This window comes from Alkalilimnicola sp. S0819 (assembly GCF_009295635.1).
GTDB lineage: Bacteria > Pseudomonadota > Gammaproteobacteria > Nitrococcales > WHIW01 > S0819.
The window spans coordinates 53,837-79,241 of record NZ_WHIW01000008.1 but is presented as its reverse complement, the minus strand read 5'-3'; the positions used below and the strand labels follow the sequence as shown (position 1 = coordinate 79,241).

General features: G+C 70.8%; 3 protein-coding genes. All 3 read right to left on the bottom strand.

Annotation, left to right across the window (positions count from 1 at the left end; genetic code table 11):
- Positions 1–3 precede the first annotated feature (3 nt).
- The 3 genes from GBG68_RS08550 to GBG68_RS08540 all read right to left on the bottom strand — a co-directional run bounded on the left by GBG68_RS08550 (position 4) and on the right by GBG68_RS08540 (position 25,396).
- Complete coding sequence (locus GBG68_RS08550) at positions 4–21,783, bottom strand: leukotoxin LktA family filamentous adhesin (RefSeq protein WP_152146527.1); 21,780 nt, start codon at positions 21,781–21,783, stop codon at positions 4–6.
- 128 nt (positions 21,784–21,911) lie between these two features.
- Entirely contained in the window at positions 21,912–22,613 is a 702-nt protein-coding gene (locus tag GBG68_RS08545) for a response regulator transcription factor (protein WP_152146526.1), read from the bottom strand.
- Positions 22,610–25,396, bottom strand: coding sequence for an ATP-binding protein (locus GBG68_RS08540; protein WP_152146525.1), 2,787 nt, complete (start codon positions 25,394–25,396; stop codon positions 22,610–22,612). Before GBG68_RS08540 ends, GBG68_RS08545 begins: the two co-directional genes overlap by 4 nt.
- Positions 25,397–25,405 lie beyond the last annotated feature (9 nt).

The window sequence follows — 25,405 nt, the reverse complement described above, 5'->3', positions numbered from 1 at the left end:
TCGCTAATCCTCGTTATCGTCCCGGCCAGCCGACGTCGCGACCTCATCTCGCAGGTTCACCCCGCTAGCGCCGTCGATCAGGCTCAGCGGGGAATTGCCGGCGGCGTCGGCGTCGGCGCCCGGCGCCGGCCCGGCCTGCCGCCAGCGCTGTACCGGCCCGCGCTCGCCGCCGCGACTTTCCTGCTCGCTGTCCTTGGCCAGGCTGCGACCGTCCACCGGCACCGGCGTCGGCGCGCGTTGCGGGGTGAAGTTCGGCACTTGCACCGCGAAACCCGGGGTGTAGGCCACCACGTAACTGTCGGTGAAGGTCAGCCGGCCGGTCTGCTGCAGGCTGAAACGCTTGTCAGGCTCGTACAGGTGCACATCCACCCGGCGTCGCGAACGATCGATATTGTCCATCAGCAGATGCGCCTGGGCGGTGTGCAGATCCAGCTGCTCCTCGACATGGCCCGCCCGTACGCCGAAATCCGCGCCGCTGCTGACAATGCTCGCCCGCCGCGCGGCCAGGGTATCGAACTGCGCGCCCACCGGCGCATCGATGTTGAGGACAAGGCTATCGGTGGGGGCGCCGCCGACGGCGCTGGCGCTCATCAGCACGCGGCCGCCGCCGGTGTGCCGGAGATCGGCGCGGATACGCTCGGCCGCCCGCAGATCGGCACGATGAGCCACCCGCGCCGAGCCCAGGGTCACCGCGGCACCCGCACGGGCCGTCAGTGCCGCTGCCGCCAGCGTGTCCACGCTCAGGCTGGCGCCGGGCACGGTGACCCGCTCGCCGACCACCCCGGCATTGGCCGTCAGGCTGGCGCCGCTGAGCAGGGAGCGGCCGGTGATGTCGCCGCCGGCATCCAGGGCCATCCAACCGCCGGCCTGGAACTGCTCGAAATCCAACACGGCCCCCGCCTCCGCCCGCAAGTCGGTGCCGGCGCTGGCGCGATCGGCGCTGATGGCGCCACCCCGGGCCGCGAGATAGATCGCCCCCTGGCTGATGAGCTCGGACAGGGTTGCCGCGCCACCGGCGCTCAGCCACTGATCGGCGCCGCTGACGATGCTGCCCAGCACCAGATCGGCACCGGCATCCAGGCTCACCGTCCCCGCCACCGCGGCGGTATCCAGCCGGGTATCGGCGCCGGAGCTGGCGCTGAAGCCGCCGTCGGCGACCTGCAGCTGCTCGACCCGCAGCAGGCCGCCCGCGGTAATCTCGCTGGCGCCACCGGCCTGGATCTCCCGCACCCGGGCCTCGCCCGCCGCCGCCACGGTGACACCACCGCCGGCGACCACGCGGTCGGCGCGCACATTCTGTCGGCTACGCAGCGCGACGCTGCCGCCGGCTTGCACCAGGGTATCGGCGGTGACGTCGCCCTCTGCGTCTAGGGTGACCTTGCCGCCGGCCTGCAGGCTGTCCAGGGCGATCACGCCGCCGGACCACAGCTCGGCGTCGCCGCCCACCTCGGCGGTGGCGAAGCGTATGTCGCCGCCCACCCGGGCCCGGAGATGGCGCCCGGCCCGCAGGGAGAGTTCGTTGCCGTATTCCACCTGGCCGATCACCATATCGCCGCCAGCGCCGATCCGCAGATCCCGGCGGGCATCGGCCCGGTCGGCCCGCAGATCGGTCACCGCGTCCAGGGTCACATCGGCCCCGGCACTGCGCAGCTCACCGACGTCGAAGCGTTCGCCGGTCAGGGTGAGCATGCCCTCGGCAGTCGCATCACCCAGCCCGGCGGCCTGGCGCAGCAGCGAGCCATCGGCACTGACCGTGAGAGCGGGTGCGCCCAGGCGGTAGCCGCCGCCGACACTGGCGGGATCGCCAGCCACCAGGGTGCCGAAGGCAATGTTGCCGCGGCTGCCGGCGCTGGTACGCAGCCTCATCTCACCGCCGCTGGCGAGCTTGCCGATGCGCTGATCGCCGCTGGCGAGCACCTCGGCTGTACCGCTGAACACGCCATCGCCGAGGATGAGGCTGCCGGCCTGGGCGGCCAGCCGGCTGCCCTGGAGGCGACCGGCATCGATAAGACCACCGGCCTGCAGCGTCTGCTCGGCGATGGTCAGCACGGCACCCAGGGTCTGATCGCCGCTGGTATGGATCGCCAGGCTGTCATTACCCTCGAGCAAGGTGATATCCACCGCGCCGGTCTTGTGAGCCGCGCTACCGATGCTCACCAGGCCACCCGCATCCAGATGCGCCGCCGTGAGCAGGCCACCGGCCTGCAGAGTCTGCGCGCCGTCGGTCTTGAGCGTGCCCAGGGTCTGGGCGCCGGTGCTGGTCAGTTCCGCGCTGCCGGTAAAATCGCCGTTGGCGAGAGTCAAGCTGTGCGCCTGCGCCTCCAGCGTGCTGCCCTGGAGGCTGTCGGCGTCGATGGCGCCGCCGGCCCACAGGGTCTGCGTCGTGCCACTGAGCACGGCGCCCAGGGTCTGGTCGCCGCTGGTGTGAATGCTCAGGCTCGTGCCGGCAGCCAGTTCGTCGATCGCCACCGAGCCGCTGTTATCGGCGGCATCGCCGATGGCGATGAAGCTGCCCGCCTCCAGCCGCTTGGCCGTGAGCAGGCCACCGGCCCGCAAAACCTGTTCTGCGCCGCTCTTGAGCAGAGTGCCGATGGTCTGCGCCCCGGTCGTGTTCAGCTGCACCCGGCCGCTGAAGTCACCGTTGCTGAGGTTCAGGCTAGCGGCCCGGGCCTGCAGGGTGCGGCCCTTGAGACGGCCGGCGTCGATGGCCGCGTCCGCCGTCAGGCGCTGACCGTCGACGCTATTCACATCACCCAGGGTCTGATTGCCGCGGGTGGTGATCGCCAGCGTACTACCGCTGTCCAGCCGGGTGATATCCACCGCGCCGGTCTGCTGGCCAGCGCTGCCGATAAGCACCGCACCACCGGCATCCAGATGCGCCGCCGTCAGCAGGCCACCGGCCTGCAGGGTCTGGGCGCCCCCGGTCTTGAGCGTACCCAGGGTCTGGGCGCCGGTGCTGGTCAGTGCCGCGTCGCCGGTGAACTCGCCACGGCCCAGGCTCAGCAGGCTCGCCTGCGCCTCCAGCGTGCTGCCCCGAAGGCTGCCGGCATCGATGGCACCGCCGGCCTGCAGAGTCTGCGCCGCGCCACTGGTCACGTCGCCCAAGGTCTGGTCGCCGCTGGTGTGGATGCTCAGCGTCGTGCCGGCGGTCAGTTCGTCGATCGCCACCGAGCCGCTGTTATCGGCGGCATCGCCGATAGTCACCGAGGTGGCGGCTTCCAGCCACTTGGCCGTGAGCGAACCACCGGCGCGCAGCAGCAGCTCGGCGCCGCTCTTGAGCCGGGTGCCGATGGTCTGCGCCCCGGCCGTGGTCAGTTGCACCCGGCCGCTGAACTCGCCGCGGTCCAGGCTCAGGGTATCGGCCTGGGCCGCGAGGCTCTGGCCCTGGAGGCTGTCGGCATCGATGGCGGCGTCGCTCGTCAGGGTCTGGGCGCCGATGCTGATGACATTGCCCAGGGTCTGCTCACCGCGGGTACTGATCGCCAGCGTAGCGCCACTGTCCAACCGGGTGACATCCACCGCGCCGGTCTTTTGAGCCGCGCTACCGATGCTCACCGCACCGCCCGCATCCAGATGCGCCGCCGTGAGCAGGGTGCCGGCCTGCAGGGTTTGCGCGCCACCGGTCTTGAGCGTGCCCAGGGTCTGGGAGCCGGTGCTGCTCAGTGCCGCGTCGCCGGTGAACTCGCCACGGCCCAGATCGACGCTGTCGGCTTGCGCGGTGAGCGCGCCGCCGATGAAGGTGGTGGCCGTGAGTGCCCGGGCGGCGGTGTACTGCTGCGTGCCGCCGCTGCTGACTTCGCCCAGGCGCAGATCGCCGCTGGTGCTGCTCAGGGTGACGCCGGTGTCGGCGCTGACGGTGGTGATATCCGCGCTGGCGGCGCTGGCGGTCACGCTGCCAGCGGTGGAGCGCAGGGTGCTGCCGTTCAGGCCACCGGCGACGGTCGCGATCAGGTCGGCACTGGCCTCCAGGGTGTCGAACTGCAGCGCACCGCTGCCGGCGAGATTCAGCCGACCGCTCTCGGCGGCGATACGGCTGGCGTTGATGTCACCCAGCAGTTCGAGGTGGACATCACCCGTGCTGCTGACGGCTGCCAGACGCTCGGCGCTGATCATCAGCGGCTGCGCGGCGCGGCCGATGCCGCGGCCGGCGCTGAGGTCAACCTCGCCGTTGAGCGCTTCGATTTCGCCGCCGTCGCCGTCGATGCGACCACCGGCGCTGACACTGACGGCATGGCCGCCGGCTTCACTGACCAGTCGCGCCAGCCCTATGTCACCCGTGGCGTTCAGCGTGATCGCACCGTCGGCGCTGATCCGGCTGCCTGCGTCCATCAGCAGATCGACAGCGGCGAGGCTGACCGCGCCGTCGCCGTCCAGCTGCGCGCCATCGGCCAGTCGCAGCAGGTCGGCCGCGGCCAGACTGACCAGGCCGCCGGCGCTGAACTGATCCTCCAGAATCAGCTGGCCGGCACTGCTCAATGCGGCGGCATCCGTGACCTGCCAGGCACCCAGATTGAGGCCGCCGGCGGGGCTGTCCAGGTACAGTGCCGCGGCCTTGCCGGACAGTCGCCCGCCGGGGCTGAGCTGGACGGTGAAGGCCTCGGCGCCGTTGCCGACACTGCCGGCCACGTCCAGATTCAGCGAGCCGGCCCGGGCGTCGATGATGGTCTCGCCCACTCCCTGCAGGCCACCGCTCAGTACGGTGAGCGCCGCATGATCGGTGGTGAACAGGCCGGCCAGGTTGAGCCCGCCGCCGTGTTGCACCAGGTCGATGTCCTGGCCGGCGCGCAGGGTGAGTCGATCGGCGATCTGCACGTGCAGCGCGCCGTCGCCGCCCTGGCCGGCTATCCGGCCGCTGGCCGCTTCCAGCACGGCCTCGTCGGCGACGATGACCGGCCCATCGGTGCGGCTGCCGATGATGCTGCGCCCGGCCTTGATGCGTACCACCGGGCTCGCCACATCGCTGATATTGATGTCGTTCTCGCCCCCCAGGAACAGTTCGTCCCGGGCCCGGGCGACGATCTCGCCACTGGCTTCCACATCCAGGTCTTCGCGCTGGATGATGGTGATGGTGTCCTCATCGAAGCTCAGATCATCGCGCTCGGCCGAGGCCAGGGCGATCTTCTGCTCCCGGGTGAGGCTGGAGACACCGCCGGAGAAATCGATCACCACGGGCGCGGCCAGGGTCGAGCCGATGCCGCCGGCGTCCGCCACCAGGGTGACATTGGCACCCCTGACGTTGGCCACCTCGGTGCGGGTCTCGGTGTCGGAGCTGCCGTCCAGCAGCCCGCGGCTGATCGAGTAGCGCAGCTGATCCTGGGTCCAGGCGGCACCCTCGGTGAGCGCGGCGGTATCGACCACATGGCGGTAGTTCGGGTCGTAACCGCCGCCACCGAAGCGGGCATGCAGGGCGTGGAAACGGTCACTGCGCTGCTGCGCCAGCTCCGCCAGACGGGCGTCGTCGAAACCGTTCTGCTGCTTGAGCAGGGCCGCTTCCTCGGCGCTGAAGCTGAAGCGGTAGGCCGGATCGTAGGCCTCGGCGGTCCAGCCGCCGGCGCCGTCGCCGCGCACCGCGCGCAGTCGCCAGTACTCGTGATACTCGGCCTCGCCGGCCCGGCGCACGGCGTCGACACCGGCGTTGGCGGCGTCGGCGGCCGCGCTGCCGGTCAGCTCCATGTCGTCCCACAGCGCCAGCAACTCGGCCTCGGCCCGGGTATCGCCGCTGTCCTCGCGGTTGCCGTCCATGATCCGGCCGTCGACGGCTTCGACGTAGACATCGCCGCCGGCGTCCACGGTGTTCAGGCGCAGGTCACCGCTGATCTCGCGGATATGAATGCCGCCGCTGGCGCGTGCGGTGAACAGGCCATCATCACCGCTGGCGGTGTCCAGGTTGATCACACCAGTGGTGCTGCCGATGGCACCGGTATCACTGCTGAGCTTGATCTGACGGCCTCGGATGACATTGCCGGCGGTCATGCCGGTGAGCAGCAGATCCTGCTTGGCGGCAATGTCCACATCGCCCCCGGCGAGCACCTGGTCGATGCGCAGGTCGCCACCCAGGTCGCTCAGCCGCACATCGCCGCCGGCGTGAGCGACGAGCGCGCCGGTCACGTCCATATCCAGGCCGGCGACGGCAGCGGCATGGCTGCGAGTGCCGATGCCGACAGCGGCATTCAGATACAACTGATCGGCATAGATCGCGGCGTCGGCGGAGAGTCGTTCGATGCGCACGCCCTGCAGCCGGGTCTCCCCCTGGCGGTTGCTCAGGCGCCCGTTGAGCAGCAAACCGGCATTGGATCGGACAGCGATCAGCCCCTCGTCGAAACCGATGAAGCTGATGTCCAGATCACCATCGGCGGCGACGCTGTGGGTATAGAAGGTCTTGCTGCCCTTCCAGCGGGTCTGCTCGGCGTAGTAGGTCCGCTCGATGCAGCCGATGAAGTAATCGGTGCACTTGTCCGATTTCTTCACCTCGCCGTAGGACCAGCCACTGGTCGTCGTGCTGGAGCGGCTGTACTGGTAGCCGTCGTAGTTGCTGCCCACCTGCTTGGCGTACTGCCCTTCCGCCAGGGACTTGCCCAGATCGGACTTGCGCCACGCCGGATTGGACCAGGAGTAGTTCGCCGGGAACAGGGCATCCAGCGGGAACAGATCGAAGAAGGTCTTGCTGGCCTTGGACTCCTTGAAATGTTCGTAGTCGGTAAAGGCTTCGCCGGTGACCCAGTAGTAGCGCTGCCCGCCCAGGGTGTTGTAGCTGGCGCGGCGGCCGCTGCTGCTGGAGAGCAGCCGGGCCGGATTGCCGTTGGCGTCCACGCTGACGCTGTCCCAGACCTGGACCGCGCCGTCGACGCGCTTGTACAGCGTGGTCAGGGCCTTGCCGTCGGCGGTGCGCCGGCCGAGGTCGGTGATCTTGAGGGTGCCTTCGACGCCGCGGCCGGTGTCCAGATCCCGCAGCACCAGATCGCGGCCGGTCTGGTTGTCGATTCTGATCTGGCCGTAGCCGTCCAGCACCTTTAGCTGGCCACCGCCGGTGCTCATGATCTGGCCGAACAGCTCCATGTAGCCGCCCTCGACCTTGATGCCGTCCAGCTCGATGCGGTTCTCCCGGGCGTTCCACCAGGCGGTGACGCGGCGACCGCCACCGTCGATGCCCGCCCCCTGCTGCCAGCTGGTCAGGGCCACGTAGGGGTTGCTGTCGCCCCGGCTCAACCGCTGGGCGTAAGTGCTCTCGGCGGCGTTGATCTGGGTGTCCAGACCGGACAGGGTCAGATTCCAGTCCGGCAGGCCCGACTGAATGGTGCCGTTGATGTTCAGGTAGCGACCGCTGATGTAGACATTGTTGCCCGCCACCAGGCTGCCGTCGCCATCGCGGCCGCGACGCTCGGCAACGACCTTCTCCACCTTTATGGGGAACAAGCCGCCGATCAGCTCGGTTTCCCAACGACAGACATCGTCGCCACAGAGGTGATACTCGCCGGTTTCCAGCTTGCGGGTGATATCGCTCCACTGCCCTTCGGGCGCCGAACCGATGTGGCGAAAGCCCTCGGCGTAGCCCAGCACGAAGTCCCGGCCGGCGGACAGATTGATGGTCTTGGCGTTGATCTTGCCTTCGGCCACCACGCTGCCGGCCACCGCCTGCAGGGTGATGCTACCCAGCAGGTTGCTGATATCGCCGCTGACGTAGATGTCCGGCGCCGTCCAGCGACTGTCGTTGCCCACGGCGTCCGGATCGTAGGTGTTCTTCACCAGGATGCTCGGGTCCGGCGAGTTGTGGCCGGTGATGACAGAGGCGAAATCAGTGCCGGCCTGGCTCAGCATATTGCCGTTGAACAGCACCCGGCCGCCCTCGTCGGCGGGCACGGTCAGATCCCCGAGCTGGAGGAAGTACGGGGTGTTGTTGATCACCTCGATGCGGGCATCCCCCGGCGCCACCAGGCTGCCGCTGCCGCCGAGGGTGCTGGCGTCGATGCGGATATCGCCGGCGCTGGCGATGATTGGCGCCACCTCGATGAACCGCACTTCCACATCGCGGGAGGCGTAATCACTACCGCCGCTGCCCGTGAGCTCCCGCAGCTGGTTCTCCAACCGACTGATCTCGATATTGTAGGCGCCCACGGCATCGCTGTTGCCGGCGTACTCCCTGCGCAGGCCATAGAGCTCATCCAGCCTGCCCTGCAACTCCTGGGCGAGGACTCGGGTGCCGATGCGAACGTTCACACCCTCATCGCTGCGACGGCTGATGATATGACTGCCCAGGCCGCCGTTGGCGGCGGCATCCCAGTCCAGGGTCAGGAACTGCTCGTTCTGGATGCCCGCCTCCACCAGGCCGTCGACGCGTACCGTGCCGGTGTCATGGGTGCGGGAACTGCCGGCCTTGAGCTCCCAGGACGCCTCCCCGGCGCCCACGGCCTTGCCGGCGGCGTTGGCGGCGTCCTCGGCGGCCTTGCGGTACAGATCCTTGCCCACCGCCTGGCCGCTGCCGCCCACCTGGCCGGGGGCCGCGCGCAGGTAGATGTCCTGCACGCCGCGCACCCGGGCGTCGGCGGCGATGTTCAGGCTGGCGGTTTCGTCCACTCGGCCCAGGGCATCGATGACGGTGACCGGAAAGGCGGTCTTGTTCCAGACATCGGTGCGCGCGATGGCGTAGATGTCGTTGATGCTGCCGTCCCTGCCGCGACCGGCCTGCAGGAAGATATCGCCATCGGCGCGCAGCACCGCGCCGCCGAGCACGCTCACGCCCTGGAAGGCGTCGATGCGCGCCTCGCTGTCGCCCCGGGCCGCGCCGGCGACAGCGTAGGCCTTGGCGTTGGCCTGGGCCTCGGCGCGACCGTAGGTGCGGGCGCCGGCGGTGATGTTGCCGACGCTGTCGAGGATGGCGTTGGCGCCGATGCGGACATCGGCGCGGCTGGCGTCGACCCGCAGCAGATTGTTGGCCATCGCAATGGCGATGGCGCCGCCGGTATCCAGCCGGGACCTGTCGCGCAGCTCGAAGTGGTTGTCGGCCTGTAGCAGGAAATCGTGCTCGGCCTTGCGATCGCCGATCACCCGCAGATCGGCGCCGTCGCCGATCACCACATCGGTGTCCTGGCTGACCCGGGTGTCGCCGTCGGCCGCCGCGCCGCTGGCGATACCGCCGGCACCGGCCTGGATGTTGTAATCCGCCAGCCAGGGCTTCTCCAGCCGGTCGTAGGCGGTCACCGTCAGGTGCTGGCTGGCGCTGCGGGCGCCGGCGCCGATGCGGGCATCGGTGTCGGTGGCGACCCGGTGCCGGGTGATCGCCGCGCTGCGCCCGGCCAGCGCCGCCTGGCGACTGTCCACCCGGCCGTTGAAGCGGGTGGTGTGCTCGGCGGAGACCTCGATCCGATCGGCCAGCAGCACCTTGTCGGCGTCGCTGCCGTAGCGCTGCAGCCAGGCCTGGGTGCTGGAATTGGCGGTGGTCCTGGCAACGGCCGCGTGGCCGGCGATCACGCCGCCGTTGCCGGCGACGGCCTGGGCGTGGTTATCGTCCACCCCCCGGGCGCTGACGCTGATGTTGCCGCTGGCGCTGGTAGTCAGCTTCCCGTCCAGCGCCGCCTCGGTGTCGCCGTTGGAGCGGGCATCGGCGATATTGGCTCCCACCGCCAGATAACCGCCGGCGACGCCCGTCGCCTCGGCATTCTGATCGCTGTCATTGATCGCCTGCACGGCGATGCTGCCGCGGCTGTCGAGCGCGGCATTCTGCGCCACCGTGGCGTGGACCGTGCTGGAGCCGAAGGCCTCGGCCAGCGTCGCGTTGGCACCGAACAGCAAGCCGCCACCCGCGCCCTGCGCGCGTGCCCAGGCGCTCTGAGCAGCGCCGGGGAGCAATTGTCGGGCACGCACGGTGATATCGCCGGCGCTGATCGAGGAGTGGTCGGCCAGGCGGGCGCGCACCTCGCTGGCAACCTCCGCCCGGGCCACCGAGGCGCCGATGCCGGCGCCGGCGCTGACGGCCACGCCCAGCGCCTCGGCGCGAGCCTGCGGCGTGGCACCGGCCTGTACCAGCAAGTCGCCGGCGAGGCTCGCCGTGGCGTTGCCAGCGGTTTCGGCCAGCACCACCACGGCGTCGCGGGCGCCCGCGACGGCACCGCTACCCGCCACGGCCAGACCGCCAGCGGCGGCCACGGCCTTGGCATCGACCCTGCCCGTGGCGTCCGCGGTCAGGCGCAGGTCATCGCTGCCGGTAAAGACGGACCCGCCCTGCAACCGCGCACTGACGCCGCTGGTCTTGACGGCATCGGCCAACACCGCGCCGACGGCCAGCGCACCGGCCGAGGCGCCCTGGCCCTCGACGGCGATACGGCTGTCGTCATCGGCATCGACCTGGCTGGCGCCGGCGTTCACCGTGCCACCCAGCTCGGCGCTGACGCTGTTGCTGACCAGACCGTCGGCCACCGCCGCGCCCAGACCGACCATGCCCGCACCGCCGGCCAGGGCGTCGATCCGCACCGCATCGCCGGCCGCGCCGTTGAGCGCCCGGGCCTGCACCAGTAGCGCACCGGGGGTGCTGAGACTGGTGGGTGCCAGTGCGGCCTGCACATCGCCGTAGACGCGGCTGATGGCCACCGCGCCGCCGGCGCCGAGCAGCCCCGCGCCCAGGCCGGCGGCACCGGCCAGATTGTTGGTACGGGTGCGATCGGTGGCGCTGACGCTGACGCTGGCCGCCTGCAGCGTGCCACCGCTGACCGCGGCACGGGTGAGGTCGGTGTCAGCGGCGGTGTAGCGGGACTTGAGATCGTAATCAGCCCGCGCGTTCAGCGCGCTCTGCTCCGCGCCATCGGGCGCGAGCTGCGTTTCGCCCAGGCGATCGGCGCGCTCGGCGCTGTGATCACGCAGGGTCTGGCGACTGGCCAACAGGTCCTCGTTGGCCGTGAGCCGGTCGCGCTCGGCATCGACGAACAGATCGCCGTCGCTGAACTTGTCGTCCTGCAGCAGGGCGTCCAGTCGGCTCAGGGTGCCGTTGCCGCCCGCGTTCAGCTCGCTCATGGCCTCGCCGCTGTCACCGCTACCCAGCAGGATCAGGCTGGCGGCGCCGGACAGGCCGGCAACACCGGCGCCCGAGCCGGTGACGGTGACATGATCGATGTCGGTGCTGCTGTCGGCGCTGACCAACAGCGCGCCATTGCTGCGCAGATCGCTGTCTATGAGCTGCGCCGTCACCCGGCTTTGCACCAGGGTGACATTGGCCGCCGCACTCATGCCGGCGCCCACGCCGCCGGCCAGCGCGCCGGCACTGGAGCTGGCGGCCACCTGGTCGGTGGCGGCGATGGTGACCGCAGCGGGCTGTACGCCATGTTGACCGACGGCGGCGTTGCGAATCTCCGCCTCCACCGTGTTGGCGACGACGTTCACCACGCCCATGCCGGCCCTACCCGCGGCGACACCGGCCGCGCCGCTGATCGCCAGGTTCCACAGCCGGGTGTCGGCATCGGCCTCCACGTCCAGGCTGCCGGCGGTATCGATGCGTCCGCCGTCGATGTAGGCGCGGGTGGTATTGGCGCTGACACCCGCCGCCAGCGTACTGCCAAAGGCCGCGCCACCCAGTTGCAGAGTCCCGCCGAGCAGGTTCAGAGCGGCACGGCTGGCGGCCTGGACCCGCACATCGCCACTGCTGATCCGGCTGTTGTCCAGATAGGCCTCGGTGGTGCCCTGGAGCAGGCCCACCATGCCGGTACCGCCGAAGCTGGCACCGCCGGCGCCAGCAGTGCCGCCGATGGCGCGCACGCCGGCGCCGGACTGCCCGGCCACGCGCAGGGCGCCGCGATTGTTCAGCTGGGCATCCTGGGCATAGGCGCGGGTCTCGCGGCTGATCACGCCGCTGGCCACGGCACCGCCCATGCCCGCGCCACCGCCGGCGGCACCGGCGGCATAACCGCTGATGTAGGAATGGCTGGCGGCGCTGATGTCGATCTGCTGGCCGGCGCCGGCCGCCGTGTTGTCTTCATTGATCCGGGCACCATCAATATAGGCCTCGGTCTTGCCGGCGATCACCGTGGGGCTGGCGGTCAGGCCGGCCCCCACACTGGCCAGGGAACCGGCCACGCTGGCCGACAGCGTGCCCACCTGCTGGCTGGCGTAGGCGTTCACCGCCACACCGCTGACCTGCCGGCGACGGCCGTCCAGGTCCAGCCAGTCGAAATCCGTCGCCTCGGGCACGCTGCCCATGCCCGGCTCGCTGTTCAGCGCGCCGTCATACACACTCAGCGTCTCGCCGGGCTCGCCGGCCAGCGCGGTGACGCGAGTCTCGCTGCCGCTGATCCGTGCCAGAGTTTCGCCGGTGATGACATTGATCGCCGAGGACAGGGCCCCACCGCCCACCGCGGCGCCGATACCACCGGCGCCGGCCACCGACTCGATGCGATCGTCATTGCGCGCCAGCACGCCGACGTTGTTGCGCGCATGTACTCGCGCGCCATCGTCGATGCGCGCCTCCACCCGGGTATCGAGCAGATTGGTGGCGATGGAGCCGGCCACGCCGGCGGCGCCGCCGGCGGATACGCCCAGCGCCAGGGAGCGGATGCCGGCCTCGGAGGCGGCGCTGACCACGACGCTGTCGGCTTTGTACGGACTGCCGTCGCTGGCGCTGAAATAAGCCTGCACCCGGTTGCCGATGCGATTCACGGCGCCGGCGGCGCCCACCCCGGCGGCACCGGCGGCGCGCACGGAACCGGCGATGGATTCGATGCTGGAATGATCTTCGGCGCGGATCAGCGTGTGGTTGCCGGCGGCATCGCCGCCGCTCGCCCGCAGGCCGGCGCTGACGGTGTTGGCGATATTGTTCACCGTGGCGCTGCCGCCCACCGCCGCCGCCAGCGCCGCCCCACCGGCGGCGGCCAGGGTCTTGATCTCGGCGCCTTCCTCGGCCAGCACCCGGGTGCTGTCGGTGACCTGCAAGCGGCTGTCCGCGACTTCCGCACGCAGCTGGTTGCTGATGGTGTTGGCCGCGGCCGCCGCCCCCACGGCGGCGGCACCGGCCCCTTGCACATTGCCGGCCAGCGACCAGATGGAGCTGCCGTGGCTGCCATCGGCCCAGCGATCCCGCGCCCGAACCAGCAGCTCCGCCGCGTTTACCTGGGCGCCGCCGAGCAGCGCCGCCGAGCGGTTGGCCAGGGTATTCACGGTGAGCGCGCCACTGACCGCGGCCGGCCCCGCGCCGCCGGCGGAGGCCGCCGCGGCACGAATTTCGGCGCCGGCTTCCACCTCCACCGCCGTGGTGCCGGTGCTGGTGACAACCGCGCCCTGCAGTTCGGCGAGCAGATCGCCGGCGATGGTATTGATGGCGCTGGCCAGCCCCACGGCGGCGGTCCCGGCGCCCCCCACCGCACCGGCCGTCGCCCAGATCGAGCTGCGATTGCCGCTGGCCTGATCCCGCTCCCGGGCCAGCACGCTGACGCTATCGGCCGTGACCGTGCCCCCGGCGAGCCGCGCCCGGCTGGTGCCGACGATGGTGTTGACCGCCACGGAGCCATGCACCGCCGCCACCCCGGCGCCGCCGCCGGATGCCGCCGCCGAGCGGATCTCGGCCCCGGCATCGGTTTCCAGCTGCACCGCACCGCTGGTGTTCACGGTGCTGTCGGTCAGGGAAGCGGTGAGCTCGGTGACGATGGTGTTGGTGGAGGCGGCACCGCCCACGGCGGCGACGCCGGCACCGTTCACCGCGCCGGCCAGCGACCAGATGGAGGTGCCGGCGGTGCCCGCCAGCCACCCGGCGGCCGGGCCCAGCCGATCCAGCGCCCGCACCCGCAGGCTGCCGGCATGGATGGTGGCGTTCTCGACCACGGCCGCGGTGCGGCTGGTGATGGTGTTGACGGTGACCGCGCCCTGCACCGCCGCGGCCCCGGCGCCGCCGCCGGCCGCCGCCGCCGAACGGATTTCCGCCCCGGGGGCGACATCGACCCGCACCGCCCCGGCGCCGGTATCGACATCGGTGCCGACCAGGATCGCTTCCAGGGTATTGGCGATGGTGTTGGTCGCCAGCGCGCCATTGACCGCCGCCGCGCCGGCGCCGCCCACAGCGCCGGCGAAGGAGAGGATGGAGCTGCGCAGGGACAGCGGGTTGGCGTCATCCCGCTCACCGGCGCTGACCGCCAGGCCCGTGGCCGCAATCGCGCCACCCTGAACGCGCGCCTTCACCTGATTGGTGATGGTATTCAGGGTCACCGAGCCGCGCACATCGGCGGCCCCGGCGCCACCGCCGCCGGCGGCAGCGGCCTTGATATCGGTGCCGGAGTCGGCTTCGACCCGCACCTCGCCGCTGCTGCTGACGTCGCTGTCGATGAGTTCCGCGGCCAGGGTATTGGCGACGGTGTTGGTCGAGGCGGAAGCCCCCACCGAGGCGGCGCCGGCGCCCTCGGCATTGCCGGCCAGCGCCCAAATGCTGGAACCCTGGCTGCCGAGCAGGCTCAGCGGGCCGCGCAGCCGGTCCAGCGCCAGCACCTCCAGCCCACCGGAGCGGCTGATGGTGGTGTCCTTCACCGTGGCGGCGGCGCGGTTGCTGATGGTGTTGATATTCAGCGTGCCGCTCACCGAGGCCGCGCCGGAGCCGCCGCCGCTGGCGGCGATGGAGCGGATTTCGGCCCCCGGCGCCACTTCCACGCGGATGGCACTGGTGCCGGTATCGACGCTGCTGCCGTCGAGAATCGCTTCCAGGGTATTGGTGATGGTGTTGGTCGCGGAAACGCCGCCCACGGTGGCGGCACCGGCGCCGCCCACCGCACCGGCCAGGGCGATGATGGAACTGCGCGGGCTGAGGGCATTGGCGTCGTCCCGCTCCCGGGCCTCGACCGCAAGCCCGCCGGCGGCGTCCAGGCTGCCGCCCTTGAACCGCGCGCGGTTGGTATTGGTGATGGTGTTCACCGTCACCGCGCCGCGCACGTCGGCCGCACCGGAGCCACCGCCGGTGGCGGTGGCGGCCTTGATCTCGTTGCCCGAATCGGTCTGGACCCGCACCGCACCACGGCTGGTTACGGCGCTGTCGAGGATCTCGGCACTCAGGGTATTGGTGATCAGATTACTGCCGGCAGAGGCGCCCACCGAGGCGGCACCCGCGCCCTCGACATTGCCGCCCAGCGACCAGATGGTGGAGCCGTAACTGCCGATGATATCCGCCACGGCGCCTTCGATGCGGTCGCGCGCCAACACCTCGACGCTGCCGGAACCGGCGATGGTGGCGTTCTTGATCGCCGCCGCAGCGGTATTGGCGATGGTATTCAGAGTCAGCGTGCCGCCCACCGAGGCCGCGCCGGAGCCGCCGCCGCTGGCGGCGATGGAGCGGATTTCGGCCCCGGGGCGCACCTCCACCCGCACCGCCCCGGCGCCGGTGTCCACATCGCTGCCGTCCAGGGTCGCATCCAGGGTGTTGCTGATGGTGTTGGTGGCCGAAGCGGCGCCCACGGTGGCGGTGCCGGCGCCGTTGACCGCGCCCGCCAGGGTGATGATGGAACTGCGCAGCGACAGCACGGAGCTGCCGTCGCCCCGCTCGCCGGCCTCGATGGCCAGGCTGGCGGCCTTGAGCGAACCGCCCTGGAGCCGGGCGCGGCCGGCATTGGCCACGGTATTGAGGGTCAGCGAGCCCTGCACCGCCGCGGCTCCGGCGCCGCCGCCGGCCACCGCCGCCGACTTGATCTCGGAGCCGCTGTCGCTGTCGATGCGGGCCGCGCCGCCGATATCGATATCGCTGTCCAGCACATCGGCGACGACGCTGTTGCTGATGGTGTTCACCGCCGAGGCGCCGCCCACCGAGGCGGTGCCGGCGCCGCTGACGTTGCCCGCCAGGGACCAGATCCTGCTGCCGTTGCTGCCATCGGCATAGCGATCATGGGCGCGCACGTCGAGGCTGCCGGTGTTGCCGGCGCCATCATGGAGGGTGGCGTTCTCCAGCCTGGCGCTGGCGCTGCTGGTGATGGTGTTGACCACCACCGAGGCGCCGGCGGCGACACTGCCCGCGCCGCCGCCACTGACCCCGGCGGTGTAGATATCCGCGCCCATGTCGGCGCCGATCTCGGTGGCGCCGCTCACGGTCAGGGCAGTGCCGCTGACCAGGGCGTCGATGCTGGAGATCACCGCGGCCTCGGCCACGGCGGCGCCGATGGCGGCGGTTCCCGCGCCGTTGACCGCGCCGGCCAGGGACATGATCGACGTACGCGAGCCGCTGACGTCGTCGCGCTCGCCGGCGCCGACGCGAAGGCTGGCGGCCTGGAGCGAGCCGCCGGCAAGCTTGGCGCGCACGGTGTTGACGATGTTGTTGGTGGTGGCCGAACCCTGCACCGCGGCGGCACCGGCGCCGCCGCCGGCTACCGCCGCCGACTTGATCGCGGCGGCCGAGTCGGCGTCCACCGTGGCACGGCCGCCGATATCGATAGCGCTGTCGATCACTTCCGCGGTCAGCGAGTTGACGATGGTGTTTACCGCCGCCGCCAGACCCAGCGCGGCCTTGCCGGCGCCGGCGACATTGCCCGCCAGCGACCAGATCTCGGAGCCGTTGCCGCCATCGGCCAGCCGGTCCCGGGCGCGCACCCGCAGGCTGCCGGTGTCCAGCGCGGCATCCGTGAGGCTCAGGTTCTCCAGTCTGGCGCTCACCGTATTGCTGATGGTGTTCACCGCGCTGGACAGCCCGGCGGCTACCGTGCCGGCGCCCCCGCCACCCACGGCGATGGAGAGAATCTGCGCGCCGCTGTCCGCGTCCACCGCCGCCGCCTCACGCAGGGTGATACTGCCGCCACTGGCCTCGGCCTGGACGGTATTGGCCACGGTGTTGACCGAGAAGGCACCGCCGATGGCCGCCTTGCCGGCGCCGGCGACATTCCCCGCCAATGACCAGATGCGCGAACGGCTGCCCTGCTCGTCGTCCCGATCACGGCCGCGCAACAGCAGGCTGTCGGCGCTCACCGTGCTGGCGCTGAGCAGCGCCCGGGCGGTGTCGGTGATCAGGTTGAAGGTCAGCGAGCCGCTGATGGCGGCGGTCTTGCCGCCGGCAATGGAGGCGGCGATGGCGCGGATGCTGGACTCGCTGAGTGCGTCCACCGTCAGCGCGCCGCTGCCGGCATCCACCGTGGCGTTGATCGCCTCGGCGGTGGTGCTGTTGGTGGTCTGGTTGTAGGCGGCGGCCACCGCGGCGCTGCTGCCCTTGGAGCCGGCGACGCTACCGGCGCCGGACCAGATCTCGGCGCCGTTGGCGGCGCTGAGTTCAATGCCGGTGGCGCTCACCGTGATAACGGCCGGGGTCGCGGCGCGGCTGCCAATGCGCGCCTCCACCTGGTTCACCGTGAGGTTGCCGACGATGGACCCCAGGCCGGCGAACTTGCCCCCGGCGCCACCCACCCCGGCGGCCAGGGCGATGAGCTGGCTGCGATCGGCGGCGCGCACCCGCAGCGTGCCACCGGCGGCAACCAGCGCGTCGTCGATATAGGCTTCGTAGACGTTGCGGATATCGTTGCCGACGAAGGACAGGCCGACGTTGTTCTGGCCGCCCTGCAACTGCCCGGCCACGGCGATGACGGCGGCGCCGCCCCGGTCCTCGCCCCAGCGGGCATCGTCGATGGTCTGACCGTCCTCGGCCGGTTCCGCCGACGGGCGGGCGAGACTGAACTCACCGTTGTCCCGGCGCGCGCCCAGCAGCGCTTCCAGATTGCCGTCGGTGCCGGCACCGCTGGCGATCACCGCCACCTCGCCATCAGCACTGACACTGGCCCCGCCGCCGATGCCGGCGCGCACGGTGTTGGCGATGTCGTTGAGCACGAAGGCGCCGGAGAGGGTCGAGCCTTCCTTGGTGATCGAGCCCATGGCGGCGCCGGCGATGATCCGCGCCGCGCTGAGGGCGCCGACATCGACCGTGTCCATCTCGCTGACGCTGCCACCATCAATCAGGGCCTGGGTGCTGTTGCCGATGTGGGCGAAGCTGATGGCGGTGCCCACGCCGGCCTTGCCGCCGCCGTTCAGCGCGCCGCCGCCGTTGATCAGGCGGGTTCGATCATAGGCGTGCAACTGCAGGTGCTCGGCGCCGCCGGCCAGACCGGTGACGGTACTGTCGACCAACTCGGCGCGGGTATCGTTCTCCAGCCAGGTGAGCGAGGCGGAGCCGGCCATGGTGGCGGCCTTGTCCTGGTCGGAGGACGCGTTGACCGCCAGGCCGGCGCCGATGGTCACAGCATCGCCGGCGGCCAGGGCCTGGATGGTGGTGTCGCCGGCGCCGCTGATGGCGCTGTCGCGCACCGCGGCATGGGTGCGGTTGTTCTGCAGGTTGAAGGCCACGCTGCCGGCGGCGGCGGCGCTGAACTTGCTGCTGGGGTTGTTGGCCTTGGCCAGGGCGGCGCCGCCGGCGACCGCCAGGAAATCCGTGTCGCTGATGGCACGCACGGTGACATCCGCCCGAGCGCCCGGTTCGGCGCTGCGCTTGACCACGTTCGCGCCCTGCAGATAGGCCTCGGTGACCAGGGCGGCGATGTTGGCGCTGGCGGCCCCGGAGACGGCCAGGCCGAACTTGGGCTGGGTCGGCGTCGCCGAGCCAGCGGGCGGGGCCTTTTGGGTGCTGCGGACCTTGCCGCTGATCTTGTTCAGCAGCGGCATCTTGTCGAGCTTGTTGGCGGCGCCGTCGCGCAGGCCCTTCACCTTGTTGCCGAGCTTGCTCTTCTGACGGTCGACGAAGCCGGGGCTGGCGTCCGGGTCGGCGGACTTGGCCATGGCGGCGGCGACACTCATCGCCGCCACCGCACCGTCGCTGGTGGCGCGCAGGCTCACCTTATCGGTGCGGATCTCGCCGCTGCCCGAACTCTTGGGCGTCTCGCCCTCGGCCAGCTCCCGGTTGTCGCCGATGTAGGCGCGGGTATCGGCGCGGATGTCGTTGATGGCCGCGGCCAGGCCCACCCCGGCGGCCTCGGCCTGGGCCACCGCCCCGCTGATGCTCCAGACATTGAAGGCCTGGGCGGCGTCCAGACTGACCCGGGCGGCGTCGATCTCGGCATCGTGGCTGATGGAGGCCTGGGTGGCGGCATCGATGCCGGTATAGGCGGCGATGCCGTTGCCGGCGATGCTGCCGCCGCTGCCGCTGGTGGGGCTGACGGCGACGATGTAGTCCTCGCCCTCCGCCGTCACCGCCAGACCGCTGGCGGTGACGCTGGCGCCACCCGCAATACCGGCCCGGGCGCTGTTGTCGTAATTCACCCAGTTGAAGGCACCGCCGACGTTGACCGCCTTGCCGCTGCCCCCGACGGCGAAGCCCAGGCCGATGTTGCCGGCGACATTGATGCTCTGGGTGAGGGTGCGGGCCTGCACCGCCACCACCTCGTCCCAGCTCAGCGTGGCGCCGCTGCCCAGGATGGTTTCCCGCGGCGCGGCGCCGGCACTGGCGCGGCCGCTGAGCCGGACATTATCACCGACCCAGGCGAGGCTGTGGTTGTCGGTCTGGAAATAGCTCAGGGCGCCGGCGAAACCCAGCGTTTTGCTCTTGCCGGCCGCGCTGGCATAGCTGCTGAGCACCTGCTCGGGCACGCCGGCGGTGAGGCTCAGCTTGCTGGAAATGCTGGAAAAGCCTTCCCAACGATGCCAATCGATGGTGACCGGCAGTTCGGTGTGGGCGGCGATGCCGATGCGCTCGGCCGCCAGCTCGGCATCATCGCCGACCAGCGCCCGAGCCTGGTGACCATACAGGCCGATCGCGATCGCGGCACTGCCGGTGACCAGGGCGTCGTCCTTGTCCTTGGCCTGGGTGGAGATGCCGCTGGTGGCGATGTTGCGTATGCCGGCATCATGCACCCGGGCGGCGATCACCAGGTCCTGGCCGGCGTCGATCCTGCTGCCGCTGGCAATCCGCGCCGTGGCGTCGTGCTGCTGGGTACTCAGCGCCACCGCGGAGCTGAGCTTCACCTTGCTGCCCGCCGGGTCGCTCGGCGCGCTCTTGGAGGCCGTGTCCGCGCTCTGCTGACTCTTGCCAAGCTTGCTCTTGATGAAGCCCACGGCCTTGGTGCCGGCGCCGGTGGCGCCCTTGCCGATAGTGCCGATGGTGCGGTCGGCGAAGCCGGAGCCGGTGCTGGCGCCGGATTTGACCAGATTCTCGCGGGTGATCGATTCCGCCTGCACAATCACATCACCGCGCACCTGCCCGGCGGGCAGGTCAGCGGCCAGGGTGGCGCTGGCATCGGTGGCGAAATCGGCGATCGCCGCCGACATCCCGGCCTGGCCTTCGCCCTTGGCCTTGGCGCTGGCCTTGACGCTGAAGCTGTTGTCATTGCGGGCAGCGATGTTCAGATCGCCGGCGCGCAGGCTGGCACCTGCCGCGACGGTGGCGCTGGTGTTCACCTGGGCCTGGCCCAGGGCGAGGGTGGCGGCGAAGTAGGAGGACTTGTCGGCGGTGCTGCTCACCGCCTCGATGGCGACGGTATTGTCGCTCACCGCCTCCACGTTCAGATCCTGGCCGGCCTCCAGCGTCGCGCCGCCGGCGATCTCTACCTTGGTGTCGCCCTCCAGGCCACCGTAGACGGCGGCCACCACCAGCGGCTGGGGCTGGCCGATGGGAGTTCCGGCGGCGCGGATGGCGGGCGTGGCGGCCAGGCGTTCGGCCTCGGCCCGCAGGTTCAGATCCGCCGCGGCGTCCAGCACCGCGGTGGCGGCGATATTGACCGTGGCATCACCCCGGGCCTCGACGATACCCATTTCGAAGCCGTCGGCACCGGCTACCCGGCTGCCGATCTGCTCGACCACCATGGCGGCCAGACCGTCGTCGAAGCGGGTGGCGACCCGGGTATCGGCGCGTACCGTGACGTTATGGCCTTCGACGGTACCGGCGATGCTGACGCGGGCATCGGCCTCGGCGGTGCCCGATTCCACGGTGGCGGCATTGGCCGCGTGCAGGGTCACGTCGCCCCGCGCCCCACCACTGCCGGCGAGGCTGCGCACGCTGGCACCACCGGCCACATCGATCGCTTCGCTGGCCAGCACGGTGATACCACCGCCGTTGTCGTTCGCCCCGGTGCCGCCGGCGGTGATGTCGCCGGCGATATCCACCGACCCGCGGCCGACGATGACCACATCGCCATCGCGCACTTGCAGGGTGCTGCCCGCCTCCAGTCCGGCGGTGTTGACGCTGAGCTCGAAGGCGGCGGCGGCCGGGTCGGCGACGTCCACCGCGATCTGTCCGGGCACGCTGACGGTCTGCCCCTGGATCACCACCGTATCGCGGGCATTGACCTGCCCGCCCAGGGTGATCACCCCGCTGGCGGACTGCGGCGCCGCGCCGCGCAAAAGCTGCGCCGCCGCGGCATCGTCGATGGCGCCGCCGGCATCCACCAGCCGGTCCAGAAAGCCGCTGGTGGGCGTGGCGACCAGCAGACTGCCGACGTTGACCACGCCGGCGGCGCCGACCACGAAACCGTGGGGGTCGGCGAAGACGATATTGCCGCCGATGCTGCCGGCCTGCAGGCCGTAGAGTTCGCCATTGATCAGAACCCGGGAGTCGCGCACCAGATTGATCAGGTTCTGCGCCCCGCCGGGCACGTGCAGATTGACCCGCTGGCCGGCATCCACCTCGAAGTGGCGGAAGGAGTTGAAGGCGTTGGCCCCGGAGGTCGTGGTGGTGCGGATGTCGGTAACGGAGCCGGCGACATCCAGCACGGTCTGGGTGCGGCCGTCGGTGACGATGTTGTTGGCGGCGAGCAGCTGTGGCGCCACTCCCAGCGAAGCCAGCATGGCCAGACGCAGGGGGTGGACGGCGGGCAGGCTGCCGGCGCGACGGCCGGCGCGGCAAGCCGCACGAGACCTGGACTTTGCTTTCGACACGCTGACTTCCCTCGCCGGCGGCCAACGCCGCCCCACCCGGTATTATGATTGCGCTGCAATACTGGGCCCGTCGCCAGTGGGCGACAAGAGACGGGGGTTCACTTCATGTCAACGGCTGTTGACAGGGCTCAGGCCAGGCGATATCCCACGCCGGGCACGGTGAGCACCAGCCGGGGGTGGCGGGGGTCGGTCTCCAGCTTGCAGCGCAGGCGGCGCACCAGGGTGTCGACAGTGCGCTCGCTGACCTCCAGCGGGTCACGGCTGGTGACGGCCTCCAGCAGATAGCCGCGCTCCACCGGCTGCCCCCGGTGCGCGGCCAGTACCGCCAGCACACCGAACTCACCGGCGGTCAACGGCACCCGCTCGCCATCGGCCAGGCTCAGCTCCCGACGCACCAGATCCAGCCGGTAACCGTGAAACTGATAGCTGGTTGTGACGGCCGCGGCACCGGCCTGGCGCCGGCGCAGCACACTGCGCACCCGTGCCAGCAGCTCCCGCAGGTTGACCGGCTTGGTGATGTAGTCATCACCGCCCAGCTCCAACGCCGCCACCCGGTCGAAGTCGTTGTCCCGCACGGTGACGAAGATGATCCCAGGCTCGCCGTGGCGATGGGCCTCCCGGGCCAGGGTCAGGCCGTCGGTGTCGGGCAGTTCGATGTCGAGAATGACCAGCACTGGGGTGAGGCTGCGCAGCAGTTCGCGGAAGGCGGCGCCATCGGCGGCCTCATGCACCCGATAGCCCTGCTGACGCAGGTACTCCACCAGCAGATGGCGGGTCTCGGGGGAGTCTTCCACCACGACGATGGGCATGTCCGCACGCTGAAGGTTCATGTCTTCCCTTGTTCTTGCTCCAGACCCGCGCCAGGTCCGGCATAACGCCGGCGCCACGTCTCCAGCCGCACCCGGGTCACGTCCAGCGTCGCCTGCAATTCGGCCACGGCCTGCGGGCGCTCGGCCAACATCGCCGTGCGCAGCCGCCGGGCCGCGGCGGCCAGTTCGGTGAAACCGAAATTGGCCGCCGCCCCGCTCAGCCGATGGGCAATCGCCGCCAGTTCGGCGCCATCGCCCTGCGCGCCCAGTTCGCCCAGGCGCCGTTGCTGGTCGGCGCAGGTTTCATCGAGTTCGCCCAACAAGGTCGCCACGCGGGCCGGTCCCAACTCGGCGGCCAACTCCTCCAGCCGGCCACCATCCACCGGCGCTACCGACGGCGGCGGCTCCACCTCGCACAAGGTGGCCAGCGCCGCGTACAGCGCCGACAGCTCAAGCGGCTTGCCAACCACCGCATCCAGACCGTGGCGGCGGCAGAAGGCCCGATCCAACCGGACGGCATCGGCGGTCAGCGCCACCACCGGGGTATTGGCCGCCGCCGTGTCCGCCAGGGCGCGGATACGGCGGGTGGCCTCGCAGCCATCCATGCCCTCCAGCCGCAAGTCCATCAACACCGCATCGTAGCGAGTACCGGCCACCGCCGCCACCGCCGACTCGCCATCCGCCACCGCATCGACCTGATGTCCCTCCAGGCTCAGCAGTTCCCGGGCCATCTCCCGGTTGGCCGCGACATCTTCCACCAGCAACAGGCGCCAGGGGCCTGCCCGATTCGGCGCCGGCAGCGAAGCCGGTGCCTGCGCTCCTTGCAGGCGGCAGTGCACACGAAACCGGGAGCCTCGACCCGGTGCCGTATCCAGTTCGATGCGCGCACCGATGGCCGCCGCCAGCCGGGCGACGATGAACAGCCCCACGCCCGCACCCGGGCCGTTGGCCTGGGGCGCGCGGTAGAACTCCTCGAACACCCGGTCCCGTTCGGCCGCGCTCATGCCCCGGCCGCTGTCGCTGACTTCCAGGCAATAGCCTTGCGCCCCCTCCGGGTACAGCGCGATGCGCACTCCGCCCTGCTCGGTGAACTTGATGGCATTGCTCAGCAGATTGACCAGAATCTGGCGCAGCACGCCGGCGGGGCCGGACAGGCGCTGGGGCACTGTGTCGTCAACCGTAGCCTGGATCGTCAGCCCCTGATCCCGGGCCAGCGGTTCAAGCAGCGCGGTGACGCCGCGCAATAGCTGCCTAGGCTCGAAATCCCGCACCGGTGCGCTGAAACGCCCGGCCTCGGCCTGAGCCATTTCCAGCACGCCTTCCAGCACCTGCAGCAGGGAGCTGCCCGCCTCCCGCAGGCGCTCTATGCGCTGACCGGCGGCAGCAGCAGGCAGGTCACGCTGCAGCAGTTCGAGATTGCCAAGGATGCCGTTCAAGGGCGTGCGCAACTCATGACCCAGGGTGGCGAGGAAGCGGGACTTCTGGCGGGCCTCGGCCTCGGCGGCCTGACGCGCCTGGCGCAGGGCCTCGCCGCGCTCGGCCAGATCCCGGGTGCGCCGCTCTACCTGAGATTCCAGGTCACGGTTGAGCGCCGCCAACCGCTCGGACAGCGCCGCGTTCTCCATCAGACTGTCCAGGGCACGATGGCCCAAGGCCAGACCGTGGGTGAACAGGAAGGCCAGCACCCCCAGGGAAGCCAGGTCAATGCTGTTGAAGACGTGCGCATAGCGCAGGGCATCATTGCCCACCGCCAGCAATAGCAGTACCGCACCCACCGCGATGGTACCCGCCCCCCGGCGCCGGGCCCGCACCGCCAGGGCCAGGCGGAGGAACAGATACAGCAACGCCAGCACCAGCATGGCTGCCCCCGGGTCGCGCAGCGCGGTGAACTCGGCCACCGGCAGCAACACCACCGCCAGGCTGCCGGCCAGCGCGCCCAGACTGAGCAGGCGGCACACGCCAAGCGCCACCTCGTCCGGGAACAGCGCACGCAACAACCAGGCATAGAAGGCCGGCATCAGGAACAGCGGCAGGTATTCCAGGCGCAGGGCCGTGGCTGCACTCAGCCCGCTGTTCGCCAGCAGATCGCTGGTCATCAGCAGGCGCAGGGTGCTGATGGCCAGCACGGCAATGAACAACAGCGCGGGGTAGGGTTGCCGGCGACTGCGGATCAGCAGGGCCAGGTAAAGCCCCAGCGCGACCGTGGCGCCCAACACCGCCACATTGGCTTGCTCGCGGGCCGCCAGGCGCTGTGCCAGTACCTCCTGGCGGCCGATCAGCACCCGGCCGTCGACGCCCCCTTCGAAGTGAAAGTGATTGGAGATCTCCACCACCAGCTCCAGCTCCGTGCCCTCGGCGGGCAGGCTCAGCAGGGTGGGAAGCAGCTGTGGCTGCTCACCGGCGGCCGAGGCCGCGGGCAGTCCGCGGCTCGCCAGCAGCCGGCCATCGAGGTAGAAACGGGCGGCGGACTTGACGTCACGAAAGCGCAGCGCCAGTGGCGGGCGCTCCGAGGGCAGGCGCAGGGTCAGGCTCAACCAGGCATGGCCGAAGGCCGGCAGCTCTTCACCGTCGACCAACACACGGCCGTTCCAGGTGCCCGGCAGTACGAAAGGCCGGGCCTCGGCCCCCGCCGTGCCCCAGCGCAGCCGCCACTCCCCGTCCAGGGGCAGTATCGGCTGCGTCAGCGGGTCCCAGTGGCGCAGATCGGCGATGCCGTCGCGCACCACGGCATCGGCCCGCGCCAAGCCGCTCAGTAACCACAGCGCCAGCCCCGCCAACAGCAGGGCCGTGCGCCGAGTCGGCACTGCTCGGTC